The sequence below is a fragment of the Enterovibrio paralichthyis genome (assembly GCF_019209835.1).
Taxonomy (GTDB): Bacteria; Pseudomonadota; Gammaproteobacteria; order Enterobacterales; family Vibrionaceae; genus Enterovibrio; species Enterovibrio paralichthyis.
This window is the reverse complement of sequence record NZ_JAHUTS010000005.1, coordinates 60,988-80,262: the sequence shown is the minus strand read 5'-3', so window position 1 is coordinate 80,262 and position 19,275 is coordinate 60,988. Positions and strand designations below refer to the sequence as shown.

Here is a 19,275-nt window from a genome sequence, read left to right as displayed (position 1 = left end):
CTTTTCCATCTGGACGTCTATTCTACGTGGGGAATTGCATAAATCAACCGTACAGTTTGTCCGACTTTCTCCGGAAACGTTTGCGTCTGGCTTTCAAGCTTTACAAACAGATGCAGCACGTTAGGGGGAAAAATGGACAGATCCCCTTAAAATCAGCCAAGTAAAACGTTTGCAGAGCCGCCGGAGTCTTGCGACAATACCCGCCCGCCTCATTCAGCAATCTGGCTGTCTCATTAATAGTATTGTGCCGGATTGCCTATAACTCAAAACGTCTATCGATCTCAGGAGCAGACATGTCTTCTCGCAAGGTTTTAGCCAACGCGATCCGTGCACTCAGCATGGACGGTGTACAACAAGCTAACTCTGGTCACCCAGGTGCCCCAATGGGCATGGCGGACATCGCCGAAGTGCTGTGGCGCGACCATATGAACCACAACCCGCAGAACCCTGCGTGGGCAGACCGCGACCGCTTCGTGCTGTCTAACGGTCACGGCTCTATGCTGATTTACTCCCTGCTGCACCTGACCGGTTACGATCTGTCTATCGACGATCTGAAAAACTTCCGTCAGCTGCATTCTAAAACCCCGGGTCACCCTGAGTACGGCTATGCACCAGGCGTAGAGACCACGACCGGTCCTCTGGGTCAGGGCATCACCAACGCAGTGGGTATGGCGATTGCGGAAAAAGCACTGGCTGCACAGTTCAACCGCGACGGCCACGATATCGTTGACCACAACACTTACGTGTTCCTGGGCGATGGCTGTCTGATGGAAGGTATCTCCCACGAAGCATGTTCATTGGCAGGTACCCTGGGTCTGGGCAAACTGATCGCATTCTGGGATGACAACGGCATCTCTATCGACGGTCACGTTGAAGGCTGGTTCACCGACGACACGCCGAAGCGTTTCGAATCTTACGGCTGGCATGTTATCCCGGCAGTAGACGGTCACGACGCGGAAGCAATCAACGCAGCGATTGAAGCGGCGAAAGCAGAAACAGGCCGTCCTACCCTGATTTGTACCAAAACCATCATCGGTTTCGGCTCACCAAACAAAGCGGGCTCACACGACTGTCACGGCGCACCACTGGGCGCAGACGAAATCAAAGCAGCGCGTGAATTCCTGGGTTGGGAACACCCTGCATTTGAAATCCCTGCTGACGTTTACAGCGCATGGGATGCCAAGGCTGCGGGTGCTGAAAAAGAAGCCGCGTGGAACGAGAAACTGGCTGCGTACGAAGCTGCACACCCTGAGCTGGCTGCAGAATTCAAACGTCGCGTAAACGGCGAGCTGCCAGCTGAGTGGGAAGAGAAAGCGAACCAAATCATCGCTGATCTGCAAGCCAACCCAGCGAACATTGCGTCACGTAAAGCATCACAAAACGCGCTGGAAGCGTTCGGTAAGATGCTGCCTGAATTCATGGGTGGCTCAGCTGACCTGGCACCTTCAAACCTGACCATGTGGTCTGGCTCAAAAGCCCTGACCGGTGAAGATGCATCTGGCAACTACATCCACTACGGTGTGCGCGAGTTCGGTATGACCGCGATCATCAACGGTATCGCCCTGCACGGTGGTTTCGTCCCATACGGTGCGACCTTCCTGATGTTCATGGAATATGCACGTAACGCGATGCGTATGGCAGCACTGATGAAAGTGCAGAACATTCAGGTTTACACTCACGACTCTATCGGTCTGGGTGAAGACGGCCCGACGCACCAGCCGGTTGAGCAAATCGCGTCATTGCGTCTGACACCAAACATGAGCACATGGCGTCCATGTGACCAGGTTGAATCTGCAGTTGCTTGGAAACTGGCGATTGAGCGCAAAGACGGCCCAACGTCGCTGATTTTCTCGCGTCAGAACCTGGCACAACAAGATCGTACCGCTGAGCAAGTGGCTGACATCGCCAAGGGTGGTTACATCCTGAAAGATTGCGCAGGCAAGCCAGAGCTTATCCTGATCGCCACCGGTTCAGAAGTTGAACTGGCGGTAGAAGCAGCAGCACAACTGACTGCAGAAGGTAAAGCGGTTCGCGTGGTGTCTATCCCATCGACTGACACCTTCGACAAGCAAGATGCCGCGTACCGTGAAGCGGTTCTGCCATCAGACGTGACAGCACGTATCGCTATCGAAGCGGGCATTGCAGACTTCTGGTACAAGTATGTTGGCTTTGATGGCCGCATCATCGGCATGACCACCTTTGGTGAATCAGCGCCTGCTGACCAGCTGTTCAAGATGTTCGGCTTCACCACTGAAAACGTGGTTGAAACAGCGAAAGAACTGCTGGCATAAGCCAAACAGCTTCAAATACAAAACCCGCCATCCGGCGGGTTTTCTTTTTGGTACGGCATTTGTCTCGTTCACAAATTCGTGCGGGAGCGGGGTCACATTCCACGTGCGAAATTCACGTGCTTGAGATAGACTGTCCGCCGCATTTCTTCATAACGTTCAAGGTTTGACGGCAGGGATATGGCACTACGCGTCGCAATCAACGGATTTGGCCGCATCGGCCGCAGTGTGCTCCGTGCGCTGTATGAAAGTGACAAGCGTGACCAGATAGAAGTGGTTGCGGTCAATGAGTTAGCAGAACCTGATGCCATGGCGCATCTGCTGCAATACGATTCCAGCCACGGGCGCTTTTTCAAGAAAGTCACCAACAGCCAGGAAAACCTGTTTGTTGGCGACGACAAGATCCGCATCCTTCATCTTAGTGATATCAACCTGTTGCCGTGGCGCGATTTGGACGTTGATATCGTACTGGATTGCACGGGTGTGTTTGGCAGCCGTGAACACGGTCAGGCGCATCTTGATGCCGGTGCCAAAAAAGTACTCTTTTCCCACCCTGGCAGTAATGACCTCGATAACACCATTATCTTTGGTGTGAACGAAGAGACCCTCAAACCTTCCGACCGCATTGTGTCCAATGGTTCCTGTACCACCAACTGCATCGTACCTGTGATTAAGGTGCTGGATGAACAGTTCGGGATTGAGTCGGGTACCATCACAACCATTCACTCTTCCATGAATGACCAGCAGGTGATTGACGCCTATCACTCAGATTTGAGACGCACTCGCGCAGCGAGTCAGTCAATTATTCCTGTTGACACCAAATTACATTTGGGAATTGGAAGAATCTTTCCGAAATTTTCTGACAAATTTGAGGCGATTTCGGTTAGAGTTCCAACAATTAACGTCACTGCAATGGATTTGAGTGTCACAGTTAACACAAAAGTGAAAGTTAATGACGTAAATCAATCACTCGAGGAGGCAGCTCGGTGTACATTGAGCGGCATTGTCGACTATACCGAGGCACCGCTTGTCTCGATTGACTTTAACCATGATCCCCACAGTGCCATTGTCGATGGCTCACAGACCCGGGTCAGTAACCACAATCTGGTGAAGATGCTGGTGTGGTGTGACAACGAGTGGGGATTTGCCAACCGCATGCTGGATACAGCGTTGGCCATGGCAACTGTTTCTGGTGACTCGAAGGCTTGAGTCACGGGCTTTGAAGTAATTAAAGCCAAAGCAAATTTTTTGATTTTTGCAACTTAGAGAGAGGACGAAAATGTCTGTAATCAAAATGACCGATCTGGATCTGGCTGGCAAACGCGTATTTATCCGTGCCGATCTGAACGTACCAGTAAAAGACGGTAAAGTGACTTCTGACGCGCGTATTCTGGCGTCTCTGCCAACCATCAAACACTGCCTGGAAGCTGGCGCGAAAGTGATGGTTACTTCTCACCTGGGTCGTCCGACAGAAGGCGAGTACGCTGAAGAATTCTCTCTGCAGCCTGTTGTGAACTACCTGAACGACGCACTGGATTGTGACGTTAAACTGGCAAAAGACTACCTGGACGGCCTGGAGCTGAACGCAGGTGAGCTGGTTGTTCTGGAAAACGTTCGTTTCAACAAAGGCGAAAAGAAAAACGAAGACGAGCTGTCTAAGAAATACGCTGCACTGTGTGACGTGTTTGTTATGGACGCATTCGGTACTGCGCACCGCGCACAAGCATCTACCTACGGTGTGGGTGTGTTTGCACCAATCGCATGTGCAGGTCCTCTGCTGGCGAACGAACTGGAAGCACTGGGCAAAGCAATGGACAATCCAGCGCGCCCAATGGTTGCAATCGTTGGTGGTTCTAAAGTTTCTACCAAACTGACTGTTCTTGAGTCTCTGTCAAAAATCGCTGACCAACTGGTTGTTGGCGGTGGTATCGCAAACACCTTCATCGCGGCTGCAGGCCACAACGTTGGTAAGTCTCTGTACGAAGCTGACCTGGTTGATACTGCGAAGAAACTGATGGAAGAGTGTGCGATTCCAGTAGCGACTGACGTTGCATGTGCAAAAGCATTCGACGAAAACGCAGAAGCGGAAATCAAACACGTTTCTGAAGTTCAGGACGACGACATGATCTTCGACCTGGGTCCTGACTCTACTGCTGCGCTGGCAGAAATCCTGAAGGGTGCGAAAACCATCCTGTGGAACGGCCCAGTTGGCGTATTCGAATTCAAGAACTTCGAAGCAGGTACTAAAGGTATCTCTGAAGCGATTGCAGCTTCTGAAGGCTTCTCTGTTGCAGGTGGTGGTGACACGCTGGCAGCTATCGACAAGTTCGGTATCAAAGCTGACGTTTCTTACATCTCTACCGGTGGCGGCGCATTCCTTGAGTTCGTTGAAGGTAAAGTACTGCCTGCAGTAGAAATGCTGGAAACTCGCGCAAAAGCGTAATTGTTAGACGGGGGTTTTTGCCCCCGTTTTTTATGGCCACTGCCTGAGAAAATCTAGGAGTGAGCCGAAAAAACCAGATACAAAAATAATGTGTTTGGTTTCACGTTTGGGTACAATGCGCAGCACTGTTCGCAAACGTTTGCCGAATTGCTTTGAGTTGGCCGGTTATGCAGCCAGCTTGAATAGGATTTCACTCAAGACAACAGAGTAAATAGGACTATTGTTATGTCTAAAGTTTTTGATTTCGTAAAACCTGGCGTTATCTCTGGTGACGACGTTCAGAAAGTGTTTGAAATTGCTAAAGAGCACAACTTCGCTCTGCCAGCGGTAAACGTGGTAAACACTGACTCTATCAACGCTGTTCTGGAAGCTGCTGCTAAAGTTAAAGCTCCAGTAGTGGTTCAGTTCTCTAACGGCGGTGCAGCTTTCTTCGCTGGTAAAGGTCTGAAACTGGAAGGTCAGGAAGCACAAATCAAAGGCGCAATCGCGGGTGCGAAATACGTTCACGCTATCGCTGAAGCTTACGGTGTGCCAGTAATCCTGCACACTGACCACGCTGCAATGAAACTGCTGCCATGGATCGACGGTCTGCTGGACGCGGGTGAAGAGTACTTCGCGCAAACTGGTAAGCCACTGTTCTCTTCTCACATGATCGACCTGTCTGAAGAGTCTCTGGAAGAAAACATCGAAATCTGTGCGAAGTACCTGGCGCGCATGGAAAAGATGGGCATGACTCTGGAATTCGAACTGGGCTGTACTGGCGGTGAAGAAGACGGCGTTGACAATTCTGACATGGACTCTTCTGAGCTGTACACTTCTCCAGAAGACGTTGCATACGCTTACGAGAAACTGAGCCCAATCAGCCACCGTTTCACTATCGCAGCATCTTTCGGTAACGTACACGGTGTTTACCAAGCAGGTAACGTTGTACTGACTCCAACCATTCTGCGTGACTCTCAAGCATACTGTGCTGAGAAATTCGGTATCGCGTCTAACGCACTGAACTTCGTATTCCACGGCGGTTCTGGTTCAAGCGAAGCAGAAATCAAAGAGTCTATCTCTTACGGCGTAATCAAGATGAACATCGACACTGACACTCAGTGGGCGACTTGGGATGGTATCCGTCAGTACGAAGCGAAGAACCACGACTTCCTGCAAGGCCAAATCGGTAACCCTACCGGTGAAGCAGCGCCTAACAAGAAATACTACGATCCACGCGTATGGCTGCGTGCTGGTCAAGAGTCTATGGTTGCGCGTCTTGAGCAAGCGTTCAAAGATCTTAACGCGATCGACGTACTGTAATTTCAGCTTCTGCTGAAAAATCAGTTAAAAAACGTGACGAAACCCGCTAAATTTAGCGGGTTTTTTTATGGCGCGATTTGGCCATTTCATGTCTGAGCCACTTCAAGAAAAATTGCCTGTGGGTGATTGAGTCTCTTGAGGTGGTTCGGTGTTTTTGAAAGAGAGAAGTAGATGATCGAACAAAATGCTGTCGAGGCTGTAGCAGCGGTTGAAAGCACTGCCAGTAAAGCAATGACCTGGCTGTCCTCCAACCAGGAACTGATGATTCAATATTCAGTCAACATCGTGACTGCCCTTGTGATCTTGCTGGTGGGTAATTGGCTGGTGAAGAAAGTGGCGGGATCTGTGGCGGTTGTGCTGAAAAAGCGCAACCTGGATCAGACCGTGGTCGATTTTATCGAGAACATGGTTCGCTATGTGATGTTTGCCATTGTGCTGATTGCAGCACTGGGTCGTGTGGGCGTTGAAACGGCATCTATCGTTGCGGTGATTGGTGCGGCGGGTCTGGCGATTGGTCTGGCACTGCAAGGCTCACTGTCTAACTTTGCCGCGGGCGTGCTGATCGTGACCTTCCGTCCGTTCAAATCTGGTGACTATGTTGAAGTGGCAGGCGTGGCAGGTCTGGTTGAATCTATCCAGATCTTCTCAACCGTCCTGAAAACCACAGACAACAAGATGGTTGTCGTACCAAACGGCACGGTTATTTCAAGCCCAATCACCAACTTCTCACGTCACGACACCCGTCGTATCGACTTTGTGATTGGCGTGTCTTACAAGTCTGATCTGCAAAAGACGAAAGAAGTACTGACCCGCATCGTAAAAGCCGATGCGCGCGTGCTGCCAGATCCAGAGCCGACAGTAGGTGTACTTGCGCTGGCAGACTCATCGGTCAACTTTGTGGTTCGTCCTTGGGTGAAAACTGAAGACTACTGGCCAGCCTATTTCGACCTGATGCAAGCGATCAAAGAAGGACTGGATCAGGAAGGAATTGAGATCCCATTCCCACAAATGGATGTTCACTACCATAGTGCTGTTGCCAAAGCAGTGGTTGCTGAAGAGAACAAGCAGGTAGCGTAAACGCCAGACTTCTCAAGGTTAAGCGTGAAACCCTGTCGAAAGGCAGGGTTTTTTTATGTCTGCGCGCGACCTACTGAAAGTGAGAAGAGTATTTGCGTTTTATATTTGAGACACTTTTTTTTGCCGCTTAAACTGTAAACTCTGCTCTGATTTTTCTCTGAGTGGATAAGCCCAACCAAAGAGATGTAAGCTGTCAAATCTCAGGAAGATTAATTCTAAGTCTCAACTCCAAGGACATCGCAAATGGAAAATGCAACCAATGAAGCCTTGAACTGGTTTAATGGAAACCAGGATTTGCTGCTTCAATACGCAGTTAATGTCATCTCCGCGCTTCTTATTCTGATCATCGGTAACTGGGTGGTCAAAGCTATCGCCAATGGCGTAGCGAAAGTGCTGCGCAAGAAGCAACTCGACAACGCCGTTGTTGATTTTATTCATACTTTTGTTCGCTATCTTTTGTTCGTTATCGTGCTCATTGCAGCGTTGGGACGCCTTGGCGTACAAACCGCTTCTGTAGTGGCGGTTATTGGTGCGGCCGGTTTGGCAGTTGGCCTTGCGTTGCAAGGTTCGCTTTCTAACTTCGCAGCCGGCGTGCTGATTGTTGCCTTCCGTCCGTTTAAATCGGGTGACTATGTAGAGGTGGCGGGTGTAGCAGGATCTGTGGACTCCATCCAGATCTTCTCTACCGTCCTGAAAACGCCGGACAATAAAATGGTTGTCGTACCAAACGGTGCGATCATCTCAAGCCCAATCACCAACTACTCCCGTCACGATACCCGTCGTATTGATTTTGTTATCGGTGTTTCCTACAAAGCCGATCTGAAAAAGACCAAAGAAGTGCTGGCAGGTGTTTTGGAAAAAGAAACGCGTCTGCTCACTACTCCGGCACCAACCATTGGTGTGGTAGCGTTGGCGGATTCGTCAGTCAATCTGGTGGTTCGCCCGTGGGTGCGTACCGCGGATTACTGGGCGGTTTACTTTGACTTGTTGCAGGCCATTAAAGAGGCGCTGGACAGCGAAGGCATCGAGATCCCATTCCCACAAATGGATGTGCATCTGAACAAAGTAGACGGTTAACTCCCCGTCTTATCCAAGCGCCAACGATGCTGAAAGTGTCGTTGGCGTTTTTGTTTGTATGGAAAAAAACCGGCCATAAATTCGCTGAAATATTGGGCTTAACGGAAAGGCATGATCGAGTTAAAACAATTGCTTCTTGTGGGGTGATTTTACTTGCGAAGTCGCAAAGGCTTTCCTAATTTGCCTTACGGATGTAATGCGCACCCCTAAATGTTCTTTGTGCGTCGGCTGCATGTATTGAGAAGGAACCTGATTTATGAGCAATATCCCATCTGAGCTGAAATTCACCACCTCCCATGAATGGGTGAGGCCTGAAGGTGACAATGTGTATACCGTCGGTATTTCTGACCACGCTCAGGCTATGCTGGGCGACATGGTGTTTGTTGACCTGCCGGAGGTGGGTGACACAGTTGACGCCGGTGATGGCTGGCTGTTCCAGATCCGTATCAAGGATGCAGATGAGCTGGATGAGCTGCTGGATGCGGAAGCTTATCAGGACACGCTCGACGAAGAAGAAGAGTAATCGGCATAAAAAAACACCGCGGTCTACGCGGTGTTTTTTGCCAAGCGAAGTATTAGGGTCAACCGACCCCGAATCATCAGTGCATATCTTTAAGCTTGCGGATCTCGGAGTTAATCTCTTTGACCGTGCGGTAATGTTCGATATCTGCATCTGATTGCGCCTGCACCATTCCCTGATGAAATTCGAAATCCCCCTTGCCGTCAATGTGAAGGCGTCCACTGAAGAGTCGGTAAACGTGCTTCGCAATGAGTGTCGGGACATAACGATTAAACATCCGCATTCGCAATTCCTTTTTTAATTTTGTTATCTAGCCAACTCCGTAAACCGGAAACCTGTTCCGGTTTTGGCGGGCGCGATTATAGCGATGCAGGTATGACTGCAGTGTGACATGCAAGACACTTAACCGAATTTTCTGCGATGCAAGGGCATGACTTTGGCGTTTGTCACAATCCAGAAAATAAGGCAGTTATGGCCATTATCTGGCACGTAAATCTTGCACTTGCTGGCGCACAGTCCGGTCAATGGTCTGTCGGATCCAAAGGTTTTTTGCACTGGTGGCATTTTTCTTGTGCCAGATCTGGCGGATAACGAAATTGCTCACCGTTATCGGGGTAGGGCTGATGGCGAGATGGTCATTAAACATATCCAGTTTGGCCATCAGTTCCGCAACGGTACACAGTAGGTTGCGGCCGGATAAAAGGTGACGGACGGTGAGAAAACGTTGCGAACCCATCACCACCTGACGGTCGCAGTCCAGCGCTTTAAGCGTGGCATCCACCGGGCTGCTCAGCTGACCGTCCACGGTGACCAATGCATGAGGGGTGTGCGTGTAATCGTCGAGTGTCAGGGGTGCTTTCAGTCCAGTGGAGGCGGGGTCAAACAGGCAGACGTGACGTTCAGTGTAGAGATCTTCCATCAGAAACAGCGGGTCTTCGGTCTCCACCGCGCCCAACACGACATCGACATGATCGTTTTTCAGTGCTTCACGGTAGTTGATCCTGTCGACCGGACGGCAGCTTAACTGGCACTGCGGTGCCTGCTCGCGAAATACGTCAAACAGCACAGGGGCGAAAACCAGCTCGGCATAATCGGTCAAACCAATACGCACCGGGCCGTCATACTGTTGCGGGTCGAAGGTAACCGGCGTCAGCACCTCCATGGCAATAGTGTCCAGTAACTGGCCTATCACGGGATCCAGTTCAAAGGCGCGTGCAGTAGGCTGCATTTCATTGCCCTGGCGGTGAAACAAGGGATCGTCAAGAAGGGTACGGAGGCGCGACAGGTTGTGGCTCATGGCCGACTGGCCAATAGAGAGCTTTTCTGCCGCGCGGGTGACGCTGCGGGTTTCCATCAGGGCGTCAAAGGCCACCAAAAGGTTAAGATCTACGCCGCGCCAGTTAACTGGCTTCACGCCTTTGACTCCCCATCGCGCCGAATATCCACCACGCTCGGCTGGCAGAAAGCCACCAAATCCTGATAGCGAAGCTCAACGCCCGCCATCGGTGAACCGCTGCTGATGTTGATAAAGTCAAAATCACCAAGGCTGGGGTCAAACAGGATGGGGACCATTCCCATGACTGACAGTGGCGTTACCATGCCGGGTGAGTACCCGGTAATGCTCTGTACATGCTGACTGTCGACACAGGTCATCCGACGACAGCCCAGTGCTGCGCGTACCTTTTTTGGGTCGACCGATTCAGTGCCCGGTACACACGCCAGCGCCAGTTGACCGCCCATGTCGCGCAGCAACATGGATTTGACCAGTTGGTCTGGCTCTACACCACGCTCTGCTGCCGCCTCGATGACCGTCGTGACGGCATTTTGGTGCGGCAGTATACGGTAGGCGATGCCCGCGTCACGGAGCATCGCAATGATCGGGGTGTTTAACTCAGGCATCGTCTTCCAGACTGTATGGCAGGTCAACTTTGTGCCAAAGCGCTTCGGTATCGGCCAGACGGAACTGGCTATCTTCTTCCAGGTTGTTTGGCAGTACCACCAGCGCCAGCGCCTGGCCGTCATCAAAACGGTAGCCACTCAGCACTGTGCCGCCCATGCGCCAGTTATCACCGACGCTGCGGTCAAACACATCGCCTGCTTTTGGTGCCTGTTCCGCTTCACCTTGCAGCAGATAGGTCGCACGTTTGTTGATGCCACGGTATTTGGCGCGAGCCACGGTTTCCTGGCCGGTATAGCAGCCTTTTTTAAAGCTGATACCATCAAGCGCCTGCAGGTTCAGGGCCTGTGGGATAAATTCGTTGGTGTTCACCAGCTCAACCGCCGGGATGGCAGCGCGAAGTTCAAGCATCTGCCAGACACTGTTATCGCAAAGGGTCGCACGCTCGCCAAGATCTGCAATAAGGGCGTCAGCCTCTGTCGCATCCATTGCCAGCAACCAGCGGTTGGCTTCAATACGCACGGCGGTGCCAGTTTGTGTCGCACGGACATCGCCATCACCGATGTAGCGAGACTGCACGGCGTTGTCGGCTTTCTCACCGGCAACACCCAGTAAAACCTGCTCTGACTGGGTAAAGGTGATTTTGGAGAACACCGCGTATTTTTTTATCTCGGTCAGTTGTTTTTCCGCCACGGAAGCAGGCTGTACATAGGCAACGCCATCATTATGGTGAAACAGGCGGATAGCGGACCACACTTTACCTTTGGCATCACAATGGGCTGCCAGGGTTGAGCGGGTTTTCTCAAGCGATACCAGATCGCAGGTGAGTTGGCCTTGCAGGTATGGCACCGTGTCCTGACCGACAGCTGTCACCAGCGCAAGGTTATCCAGTGCGATCACGGACAGGGCTGGCAGCGTGCTGTCCGAAGACAAAGAAAGGCGATTAAAATCGTGTGTTTGGTACCAGTTTGTCATGGTGTCTCTCGCTTAGAAATCAGGGTTCTTATGGTAATGTGAAGGCGGCACAAAGTCAGCAATATGCTGTTGATATGGGGTCAGATCACAGGGTTGCAAGATTCAACCGGTGAGCGATAGCAAGGCTTTCACCCCACTGATACTATTTGTGCCAGTTATTTATGGCGTAATTTAGAGGTAAACATGCTGGGCGCAGAAGACAAAGCGCGGATCAGATGGGCGTGCCGTCGCGGTATGCTGGAACTGGACGTAATTATCATGCCGTTTTTTGAAGAGTGCTTCGATTCACTGTCGGAGCAGGAAAAACATGACTTCGTCGCGCTGCTTGAGTGTGATGATCCGGATCTGTTTACCTGGATGATGGGGCATGGCCGCAGTGAAAATCCTGCACTGGCGGCAATGACGGATAAAATTGTCGCGCACAACCGCAGCAAACTCCGCTAATTCTTTCCTTCAGCGCTCACGTTTACTGGGCGCTGTTTTAACCCTCCTGTATGCGGCTGTCGCAGTAATGCTGTTTGTCGCCACCCATCTCCCCCTAGAGTTTCGTTTTTTCCTGATTTGCCTTCTTTGCCGTGAGTGGCAACAGCGCTTTTCAATACTCACGCAATTCTGTGGTGAGTTCTTTATCCATATAAATGGGGAATGCCGGATTGATGGGGTGCCTTATAAGGTGTCCAGAGTCCTGTTTTTCAGCCGTTACCTCATCATCCTTGAACTCAAAGCACCGTCCGGTGTGAGAAGGCTTCCTCTGGTTTGTGATGCGGTTCCGGACAGGGCATTCCGTCACTTCAGCCGTGTTTGTCTCGCTATTGAACGATGAATTAAAAATATATATATCTGCTATTTTTAGTTTTAATAAATTTATTTTCTATGTAAGTAATTTAATTTAGTGGATAACTGATCTAAATAAATGATTCATCCGGCCGATAATGATTAAATACGTTATCCGCTGTACTTTGGCCTTGCCCGAACCCGCGCTGTTTAATGGGACCTACAAATTGAAGATCAGAACCAAACTCTACGCCCTGACTGCCTTTTCGGCCGTCTCTCTTATTCTTTTTGCATCCATCAGCTGGCAAGCATCAGATCGTTTGGTTGATTTGAAAACCAAACAGGCTTTGATTGCTGAGCTGGAAGTACGGTTGCTGAACCTGCGCCGCAATGAAAAAGATTTTCTGGCCCGTCTCAGTGATAAATATGTCACCAGCTTTGGTAAAAACGTCGCAGCATTCGAATCGGATTTGAAAATACTGAATCATGACGCAAAACGCCTGGACATCGAGTTGCCTCAGGTAAGTGCAGTGTCCCGCGCCATGATGGAATACCGCGACGGTTTTAACAGATTGGCAAATGGCTACGAAACCCTGGGGTTGGATCGCCACTCAGGTATCCGTGGTGAGTTAAGCGCTGCCAATCAACAGCTGCTGGATAACAACCCGTTGGACAAAGAAGTCGCCCATCTGGTCACCTTGAGCCGCCTGTTGATGGTGGACACCAGTGAAACCCGTCTTGTTGAATTTAACAGAGCCTGGGGTGAGGTAAGGGCGCAGACCAATTTGGCTGAGCTGGATCGACAAAAGTCACTGGTTGAACGCTACATGCGCCTTAGCCGTGAAGTAGGGCTGGATCACCAGTCGGGCTTGCTGGGACAAATCCGCGCCCAGACCCACCAGGTGGAAGCTGACTTTGATGAAATGCGCGCGCAACTGGCCACTGAATTGGAGCGTGCAGAGCGCAATCTTGTCGTGGGTGCAGTGGTGATCCTTATGGTGATTTCCTGCTTGCTCATCGTGGCGAGCATCTGGATTAACCGCTTTATCCAACGCCGACTCAGCACCTTGACGGCAACCATGGCCCAGGTCGCCAATGAGCGTGACCTGACCCTGCGGGCTGACGCAGAAGGAAATGATGAGCTGACCTTGGTGGCGCAGGATTTCAATGCGGTGTTGGAGCATTGCCAAACATTGATTGCTGGCGTGAAGACATCAATCACTGCTTTGAACTCCACGGCGTCTGATGTACAGATGCGCAGTAAAGACGCGGAGTCCGCGCTGAACCGACAGCACGAAGAAGCCGAGCTGGCTGCCAACTCCGTCAGCCAGATGGAACTGACTATCCGCGAGATTGCGGTGAACACGGAAACCGCGGCAGCGAATGCGGGCCAGAGCTTGAGCCGTGCGCAGAAAGGTAACCACACCGTGCAGGAAACCCGCGAGGCAATCGTTGCGCTGTCTGACGGCCTGGGCAGTGCGGTTTCTGACATTCACAGTCTGGTGTCGCTGTCACAGCAAATCGGCTCTGTGGTGGATGTGATTAAAGACATTTCTGAGCAGACCAACCTACTGGCACTGAACGCAGCGATTGAAGCGGCGCGTGCCGGGGAGCAGGGTCGAGGTTTTGCGGTTGTCGCCGATGAGGTCCGTTCACTGGCAACCCGCACCCATAAGTCGACCGATGAAATTGCCTCCATGATTGCCTCGCTGCAGTCCCAGACCAACAACGCAGTAGAGCGTATTAACCTTTGCCAGCACGACAGCGAGCAGTCGGTGAATTACGTGGGTGAAGCAGCGTCCGAGCTCGATAACATCATGATCGATATGCAGCAAATCATGGACATGAGCAACCAGATCGCGGCGGCGGTTGAAGAGCAGAGCATGATGGCGCGTGAAGTGAGCCAGAATGTGCATTCGATTCAGCAGATCACAGCGGTGAATACCGCATCGACCAGCGAGAACGCCAAGGCGGCTGCTCGGGTGACTGAGCAGAGCCGGGAACTGGAAGTGGCGATTGCCGATTTCCGCGCCTGATCGCCAGGCAGCAAAAAGCCCTCGCAAGAGGGCTTTTTTGTACCGGTAGGTTTTTCCCAAATGTAGGGTTTAACAAGGGAAGTCGGGAACCAGAATGGTCGGGCCGCTGTCCTGTGCTTTTTCCGGGTAGTCGAGTGTATAGTGCAGGCCCCGGCTTTCTTTGCGCGCCATGGCGCAGCGCACCATGAGTTCGGCGACTTGCAACAGGTTACGCAGTTCCAGCAGGTTGTTAGACACGCGGAAATTGCTGTAATACTCGTGGGTTTCCTGCTTGAGCAATTCGATGCGGCGCAGGGCGCGCTCAAGGCGTTTGGTCGAGCGTACAATACCGACATAGTCCCACATAAATAGGCGCAACTCGTGCCAGTTGTGCTGAATAACTACCTCTTCATCAGAATGACTCACCTGGCTCTCATCCCAGTGGGGAAGGCTTGGCGGTACTTCTGCCAGTGAGGCTTTCTCTCCAATATGCATGGCGGCTGCCCAGGCATACACCACGCACTCCAACAGGGAGTTTGATGCCATGCGGTTTGCGCCGTGAAGACCGGTGTAACTCACTTCACCAATGGCATACAGCCCTTCCAGATCCGTTTGCCCGTTCTTGTCGACCATTACGCCACCACAGGTGTAATGGGCGGCAGGCACGATAGGCACAGGCTGCTTGGTCAGGTCGAAACCGAATTCCAGCAGTTTTTCATAAATGGTCGGGAAATGCTTGGTGACGAATTCCGGATCTTTGTGGCTGATGTCGATGTACATGCAATCGGCGCCAAGGCGCTTCATTTCATAGTCGATCGCGCGGGCGACCACATCACGTGGGGCAAGCTCTGCCCGCTCGTCAAAGTCCGGCATAAAGCGGCTGCCGTCCGGACGGCGCAGGAAAGCGCCTTCACCGCGCAGGGCTTCGGTTAGCAGAAAGTTTCGTGCTTCAGGATGGAACAGACAGGTCGGGTGGAACTGGTTGAACTCGAGGTTGGCAACACGGCAACCTGCACGCCACGCCATGGCGATGCCGTCTCCGGAGGAAACATCCGGGTTGGAGGTGTACTGGTAAACTTTCGATGCACCACCAGTGGCCAGTACCACAAATTTGGCGCGCACGGTTTCCACGGCCTCAAGGTTGCGGTTCCAGATATAGGCGCCCAATACCCGGTTAGCGCCAGAAATGCCAATTTTCTTACGTGTGATAAGGTCAAGGGCGTTGTGGCGTTCCAGCACCGTGATGTTCGGATGCTGCATCACGTTATCCTGAAGCGATGTCTGCACAGCGGCGCCAGTTGCATCGGCAGCATGTAGGATTCGGCGATGGCTATGGCCACCTTCGCGGGTCAGGTGGAATTTCGGTTCGGCATCACCGCTGTCTTCTTCGCGGTCAAACGGGACGCCGCCGTCAATCAGCCACTGCACACACTCTTTGGCGTTTTCTGCGATAAAGCTCACGACGTCTTCATCACAAATGCCGTCACCGGCGATCAGGGTGTCTTCCACGTGGGACTCAATAGAGTCACTTTCGTCGAAAACGGCGGCGATACCACCCTGTGCGTAGTAGGTTGCCCCTTCGCTGCTCGGTCCTTTGCTCAGCACCATGACTTTCTGGGTCGGGGCAAGATGCAACGCCAGTGACAGGCCAGCAGCGCCGCTGCCGATCACCAGTACATCACACACGTGTTCTTGATGATTGCTCATTGGTTGCGTATTCCTTTCTCTCACATGACGGCCCGGTAACGGTTTCCCTGTCATCTGAAACAACGAGTTCGATTGATGTCAGTGAGTTTACACTAATGTGGCAGGTCGGAGAACGTTGCTGATAGCAATCAGTACCACCAGGTTGCGACGCAACGCAGTGATTGCTTGATGGGGTGTGGTCATGCATTCTGTTAGACTTTGCGAGCGGGATCGGAACTATTGACGATTCCGTACCGTTAGGGGAACTTTCTTTTCACAATCTACTCATACACTTTGCTCACTCAATCAGTGCTTGCAATCGTGTGGCAAGCCCGGCAACAACAGTGGCGACGAGCGAAAAGAAATACCGACTGCTGACAAGACGCTGACCTTGCACAGAATATGGCAGGGCAGACTCAGCAGGAAGGTATCAATAATAAGGAGAAGGCGCTCGAATGAGCGAGCAGTTAACTGATCAAGCCTTAATAGAACGCGTACAAAATGGCGACAAGCAGGCTTTTAACCTGCTGGTAGTGAAGTATCAAAATAAGGTTTGCAACCTGATTTCCCGCTACGTCAGCAACAGTGGTGACGTGCCGGATGTGGCCCAGGAAGCGTTTATCAAAGCGTACCGTGCTTTGCCCGGTTTTCGTGGCGAGAGTGCGTTTTACACCTGGTTGTACCGCATTGCCGTGAATACGGCGAAGAACTATCTGGTTGCACAGGGACGCCGCCCGCCTTCCAGTGATATTGACGCAGAAGAAGCGGAAAATTACGAAAATGGCGGTGCGCTGAAAGAAATATCGAACCCTGAGAACCTAATGTTGTCAGAACAGTTGAAAGAGGTCGTTTTCAACACTATCGAGGCATTGCCTGATGATTTGAAAACGGCAATCACCCTGCGTGAGATCGATGGCTTGAGTTATGAAGAGATCGCAGAAGTGATGGACTGCCCGGTTGGAACGGTGCGTTCGCGTATCTTTCGTGCCAGGGAAGCGGTAGACAAGCGTGTTCGTCCTTTGATGAACCCTTAACAGTGTTACCTGTTTATAACGGTGAAATAAATGGCTGAAAAAGAAAACCTTTCTGCATTATTTGATGGTGATGAGATAGATCCACGGCTACTTGATGAGCTGGAGAGTGATCTGTCCGCACAGCAAGCATGGAAGAGCTTTGCTGTCACCCGTGATGTAATGCGAGGCGATGCGCCCCAAAATCCAAGCTGGGATATTGCGGCAAGTGTCGCAGCCGCGCTGGAGAATGAACCGGCGCACAGCGTGACGCCTGCGCCAAACGTGGTACCTATGCAGGAGGCTCAGCCTACGCCACAAACGGCGAGAAGGAGCATGCCAGTCTGGTTGCAACAATTGACACAGGTTGGTATGGCGGCTGCGGTTTCACTGGCAGTGATCGTTGGTGTCCAGCAATACAATGGTGGCGAGCAGAGCGATCCTGCATTGGCAGCTTCCCAGCCTCCAGTGCTACAGACTATTCCGCTGTCGGGCTCAGCAGAGCCGGTAAGCCTCAGCCGTGAATCGCTGAAAACAAACACCCCGAATGAAGCTGAGTTGATGGAGCAACGCCGTCGCGTGAACGCGATGTTCCAGGACTACGAGTTGCAGTTACGACTTAATGCTGATGAAATGAATCACAACAATGAGTTACCTGCAGAAACGAGCGTAAAAGATTGATGAAACATCTTCTGATCGGTGCTTTGTCACTGGTCAGTCTGCTTGCCAATGCCTCGGTGGAGGAAAATCCCGCCGAGGCATTGCTGCATCAGATGGACCAGGCAACCGAACAACTGAACTACGAGCTTTCCTACATTCTGGTCCGCAAAAACAGCATTGAGCCGTTGCGTTATCGTCATGCAACGGTGGATGGCGAGTCCTTTGGCCATTTTGCCTACCTCAGTGGTCCGCTGCGTGAAGCCATTCGCCGCGGGGATGAGGTGAGCTACTTCGAGCCAGGTATCGATCCTTTCACTATCCAAAGCACCCAGATGGTTGCGCCGCTGCCAACTATCATGCAGGCAGATATTGACCACCTTGCCACCATGTACGACTTTGTTTCACTCGGACGTGCCCGCGAAGCCGGGTTGCCTTGTGAAGTGGTGCGTGTGTCACCCAAAGACGGTGCACGATACGCCTATGTACTGTGGATTGATCAGAAAACCAAGCTGCTGGTCCGTGCCGATCTGTTAGACCGCGATGGCGATCCGATTGAGCAATACCGCGCACTGTCGCTGGTGGAGTCGCCACAGGTAGAAGAATTGATGCGTCAGCTGGCGACGGTTGAATTGCCGCCCGTGGTGCAGTTGCCGAAACAAGAAGACTCCGGCCTTGGCTGGAAAGTAACGTCCATGCCGGAAGGCTTCACACCCATTTATAGCAACCGCCACCGCCTGATGATCACTGAGCGCCCAGTCGAAAGCCAGATGTTCAGCGATGGCTTGTTCAGTTTCTCTGTGTATCTGTCACAAGCTGATGACCTTTCAGTTCGTGAACAGCTAGTGCGTAAAGGGCGCCGGACGCTGCACAGCCATGTTTCCGGCAATGCAGAAATCACAGTGGTAGGTGATATTCCACCTGATACCGCGAAGAAAGTGGCTGAATCCGTGCGTATTACCGCACCGGTTAAAACCGGTGATGCTGCGCCATGATCACTGCATTGGCTGAAGTGACTGGCAGTGGAAAGGGGTTTCTGACCGTTCGCTGCCAGCAGAAAACCAGTTGTGGCAACTGTGCCTCCAAAAGCCACTGTGGTACCGGCGTAGTCAGCAATGCCCTTCCCGGTAAAGTGCTCGACATTCGTGTCCCGACGAACAAAAACGTTGCCGCCGGCACCTTGATAGAAATAGGTCTGGAAGAGCGCACTATCGTGAAATCTGCAGTGGTGGTTTATATCTTGCCACTGCTGTTTGCCATGGGTGGCGCGCTGCTGGGACAGTTTTTGGCATCCCTGATGTCAGCCGGTGAGGGTGTTATTATATTAACCGCGCTGCTGGCCGGGGTGGTTGGCGGCCTTGTAGCACGACGGATCTCGCAAAAAATGGAGCAGGATGCAGGCATTGCCCCTAAACTTCTTCGCATACTTGGCGCGCCGGCCAGCGATATTGCGGTGATAAATGCCGCAACTGAGGATAGCGACTAGCCATTAATTTCGGTAGAATCCCGCCACTTGATCGTACGATCTCTAATTTTCACTAACGAGTTAGTCAC

19 protein-coding genes are annotated in these 19,275 nt (G+C 51.8%); 14 read left to right on the top strand and 5 right to left on the bottom strand.

What is annotated here, in order from left to right; translation table 11 throughout:
- The first annotated feature begins 293 nt into the window (after positions 1-293).
- The 7 genes from tkt to KU854_RS07935 all read left to right on the top strand — a co-directional run bounded on the left by tkt (position 294) and on the right by KU854_RS07935 (position 8,710).
- Positions 294-2,291 (top strand): transketolase, encoded by a 1,998-nt coding sequence (tkt, locus tag KU854_RS07965; protein WP_218357913.1) that lies wholly within the window; start codon positions 294-296, stop codon positions 2,289-2,291.
- Between the two features lie 177 nt (positions 2,292-2,468).
- A complete protein-coding gene (gene epd, locus KU854_RS07960; protein ID WP_218357912.1) occupies positions 2,469-3,497 on the top strand; it encodes an erythrose-4-phosphate dehydrogenase in 1,029 nt (342 codons plus the stop codon).
- 70 nt (positions 3,498-3,567) lie between these two features.
- Positions 3,568-4,731: a phosphoglycerate kinase gene (locus tag KU854_RS07955; protein ID WP_054779874.1), complete on the top strand. Its 1,164-nt coding sequence runs from the start codon at positions 3,568-3,570 to the stop codon at positions 4,729-4,731.
- A gap of 225 nt (positions 4,732-4,956) precedes the next feature.
- A complete protein-coding gene (fbaA, locus tag KU854_RS07950) occupies positions 4,957-6,033 on the top strand; it encodes a class II fructose-bisphosphate aldolase (protein ID WP_054779875.1) in 1,077 nt (358 codons plus the stop codon).
- A 171-nt stretch (positions 6,034-6,204) separates the two neighbouring features.
- On the top strand, positions 6,205-7,110 hold the full coding sequence (gene mscS / locus KU854_RS07945) for a small-conductance mechanosensitive channel MscS (protein ID WP_218357911.1): 906 nt from the start codon (positions 6,205-6,207) through the stop codon (positions 7,108-7,110).
- 243 nt (positions 7,111-7,353) lie between these two features.
- Positions 7,354-8,187 (top strand): small-conductance mechanosensitive channel MscS, encoded by an 834-nt coding sequence (gene mscS, locus KU854_RS07940; RefSeq protein WP_218357910.1) that lies wholly within the window; start codon positions 7,354-7,356, stop codon positions 8,185-8,187.
- A gap of 256 nt (positions 8,188-8,443) precedes the next feature.
- Positions 8,444-8,710 (top strand): glycine cleavage system protein H, encoded by a 267-nt coding sequence (locus KU854_RS07935; protein ID WP_218357909.1) that lies wholly within the window; start codon positions 8,444-8,446, stop codon positions 8,708-8,710.
- Between the two features lie 76 nt (positions 8,711-8,786).
- On the opposite strand, the gene KU854_RS07930 is transcribed toward KU854_RS07935, so the two are convergent.
- The 4 genes from KU854_RS07930 to ygfZ form a co-directional block, all read right to left on the bottom strand.
- A complete protein-coding gene (locus KU854_RS07930; RefSeq protein WP_054779879.1) occupies positions 8,787-8,990 on the bottom strand; it encodes a DUF1107 family protein in 204 nt (67 codons plus the stop codon).
- Positions 8,991-9,185: 195 nt separating this feature from the next.
- The gene (locus tag KU854_RS07925; RefSeq protein WP_218357908.1) at positions 9,186-10,121 is read right to left on the bottom strand and encodes a LysR family transcriptional regulator; all 936 of its coding nucleotides are present in this window, start codon (positions 10,119-10,121) and stop codon (positions 9,186-9,188) included.
- Positions 10,118-10,606, bottom strand: a complete 489-nt coding sequence (locus KU854_RS07920) for an aminoacyl-tRNA deacylase (RefSeq protein WP_218357906.1) — start codon at positions 10,604-10,606, stop codon at positions 10,118-10,120. Before KU854_RS07920 ends, KU854_RS07925 begins: the two co-directional genes overlap by 4 nt.
- The gene (gene ygfZ / locus KU854_RS07915; protein ID WP_218357904.1) at positions 10,599-11,579 is read right to left on the bottom strand and encodes a tRNA-modifying protein YgfZ; all 981 of its coding nucleotides are present in this window, start codon (positions 11,577-11,579) and stop codon (positions 10,599-10,601) included. Before ygfZ ends, KU854_RS07920 begins: the two co-directional genes overlap by 8 nt.
- Before the next feature lie 183 nt (positions 11,580-11,762).
- Here ygfZ and KU854_RS07910 point away from each other — a divergent pair, with 183 nt between their 5' ends.
- From KU854_RS07910 to KU854_RS07900, 3 genes are all read left to right on the top strand, one after another.
- On the top strand, positions 11,763-12,023 hold the full coding sequence (locus KU854_RS07910) for an FAD assembly factor SdhE (RefSeq protein ID WP_218357902.1): 261 nt from the start codon (positions 11,763-11,765) through the stop codon (positions 12,021-12,023).
- Positions 11,992-12,402 (top strand): protein YgfX, encoded by a 411-nt coding sequence (locus KU854_RS25145; protein ID WP_218357900.1) that lies wholly within the window; start codon positions 11,992-11,994, stop codon positions 12,400-12,402. The genes KU854_RS07910 and KU854_RS25145 overlap by 32 nt, the downstream gene beginning before the upstream one ends.
- Before the next feature lie 178 nt (positions 12,403-12,580).
- On the top strand, positions 12,581-14,389 hold the full coding sequence (locus tag KU854_RS07900; RefSeq protein WP_218357899.1) for a methyl-accepting chemotaxis protein: 1,809 nt from the start codon (positions 12,581-12,583) through the stop codon (positions 14,387-14,389).
- 69 nt (positions 14,390-14,458) lie between these two features.
- Here KU854_RS07900 and nadB read toward each other — a convergent pair whose 3' ends face one another.
- Complete coding sequence (gene nadB, locus KU854_RS07895) at positions 14,459-16,075, bottom strand: L-aspartate oxidase (protein WP_218357897.1); 1,617 nt, start codon at positions 16,073-16,075, stop codon at positions 14,459-14,461.
- A gap of 434 nt (positions 16,076-16,509) precedes the next feature.
- On the opposite strand from nadB, the gene rpoE reads away from it, so the two are divergent.
- The 4 genes from rpoE to KU854_RS07875 are packed head-to-tail and all read left to right on the top strand — an operon-like array spanning position 16,510 to position 19,207.
- A complete protein-coding gene (rpoE, locus tag KU854_RS07890) occupies positions 16,510-17,088 on the top strand; it encodes an RNA polymerase sigma factor RpoE (RefSeq protein WP_218357896.1) in 579 nt (192 codons plus the stop codon).
- A gap of 30 nt (positions 17,089-17,118) precedes the next feature.
- The gene (locus KU854_RS07885; RefSeq protein WP_218357894.1) at positions 17,119-17,745 is read left to right on the top strand and encodes an RseA family anti-sigma factor; all 627 of its coding nucleotides are present in this window, start codon (positions 17,119-17,121) and stop codon (positions 17,743-17,745) included.
- Entirely contained in the window at positions 17,745-18,716 is a 972-nt protein-coding gene (rseB, locus tag KU854_RS07880) for a sigma-E factor regulatory protein RseB (RefSeq protein WP_218357892.1), read from the top strand. The genes KU854_RS07885 and rseB overlap by 1 nt, the downstream gene beginning before the upstream one ends.
- A complete protein-coding gene (locus tag KU854_RS07875; RefSeq protein ID WP_218357890.1) occupies positions 18,713-19,207 on the top strand; it encodes a SoxR reducing system RseC family protein in 495 nt (164 codons plus the stop codon). The genes rseB and KU854_RS07875 overlap by 4 nt, the downstream gene beginning before the upstream one ends.
- Positions 19,208-19,275 lie beyond the last annotated feature (68 nt).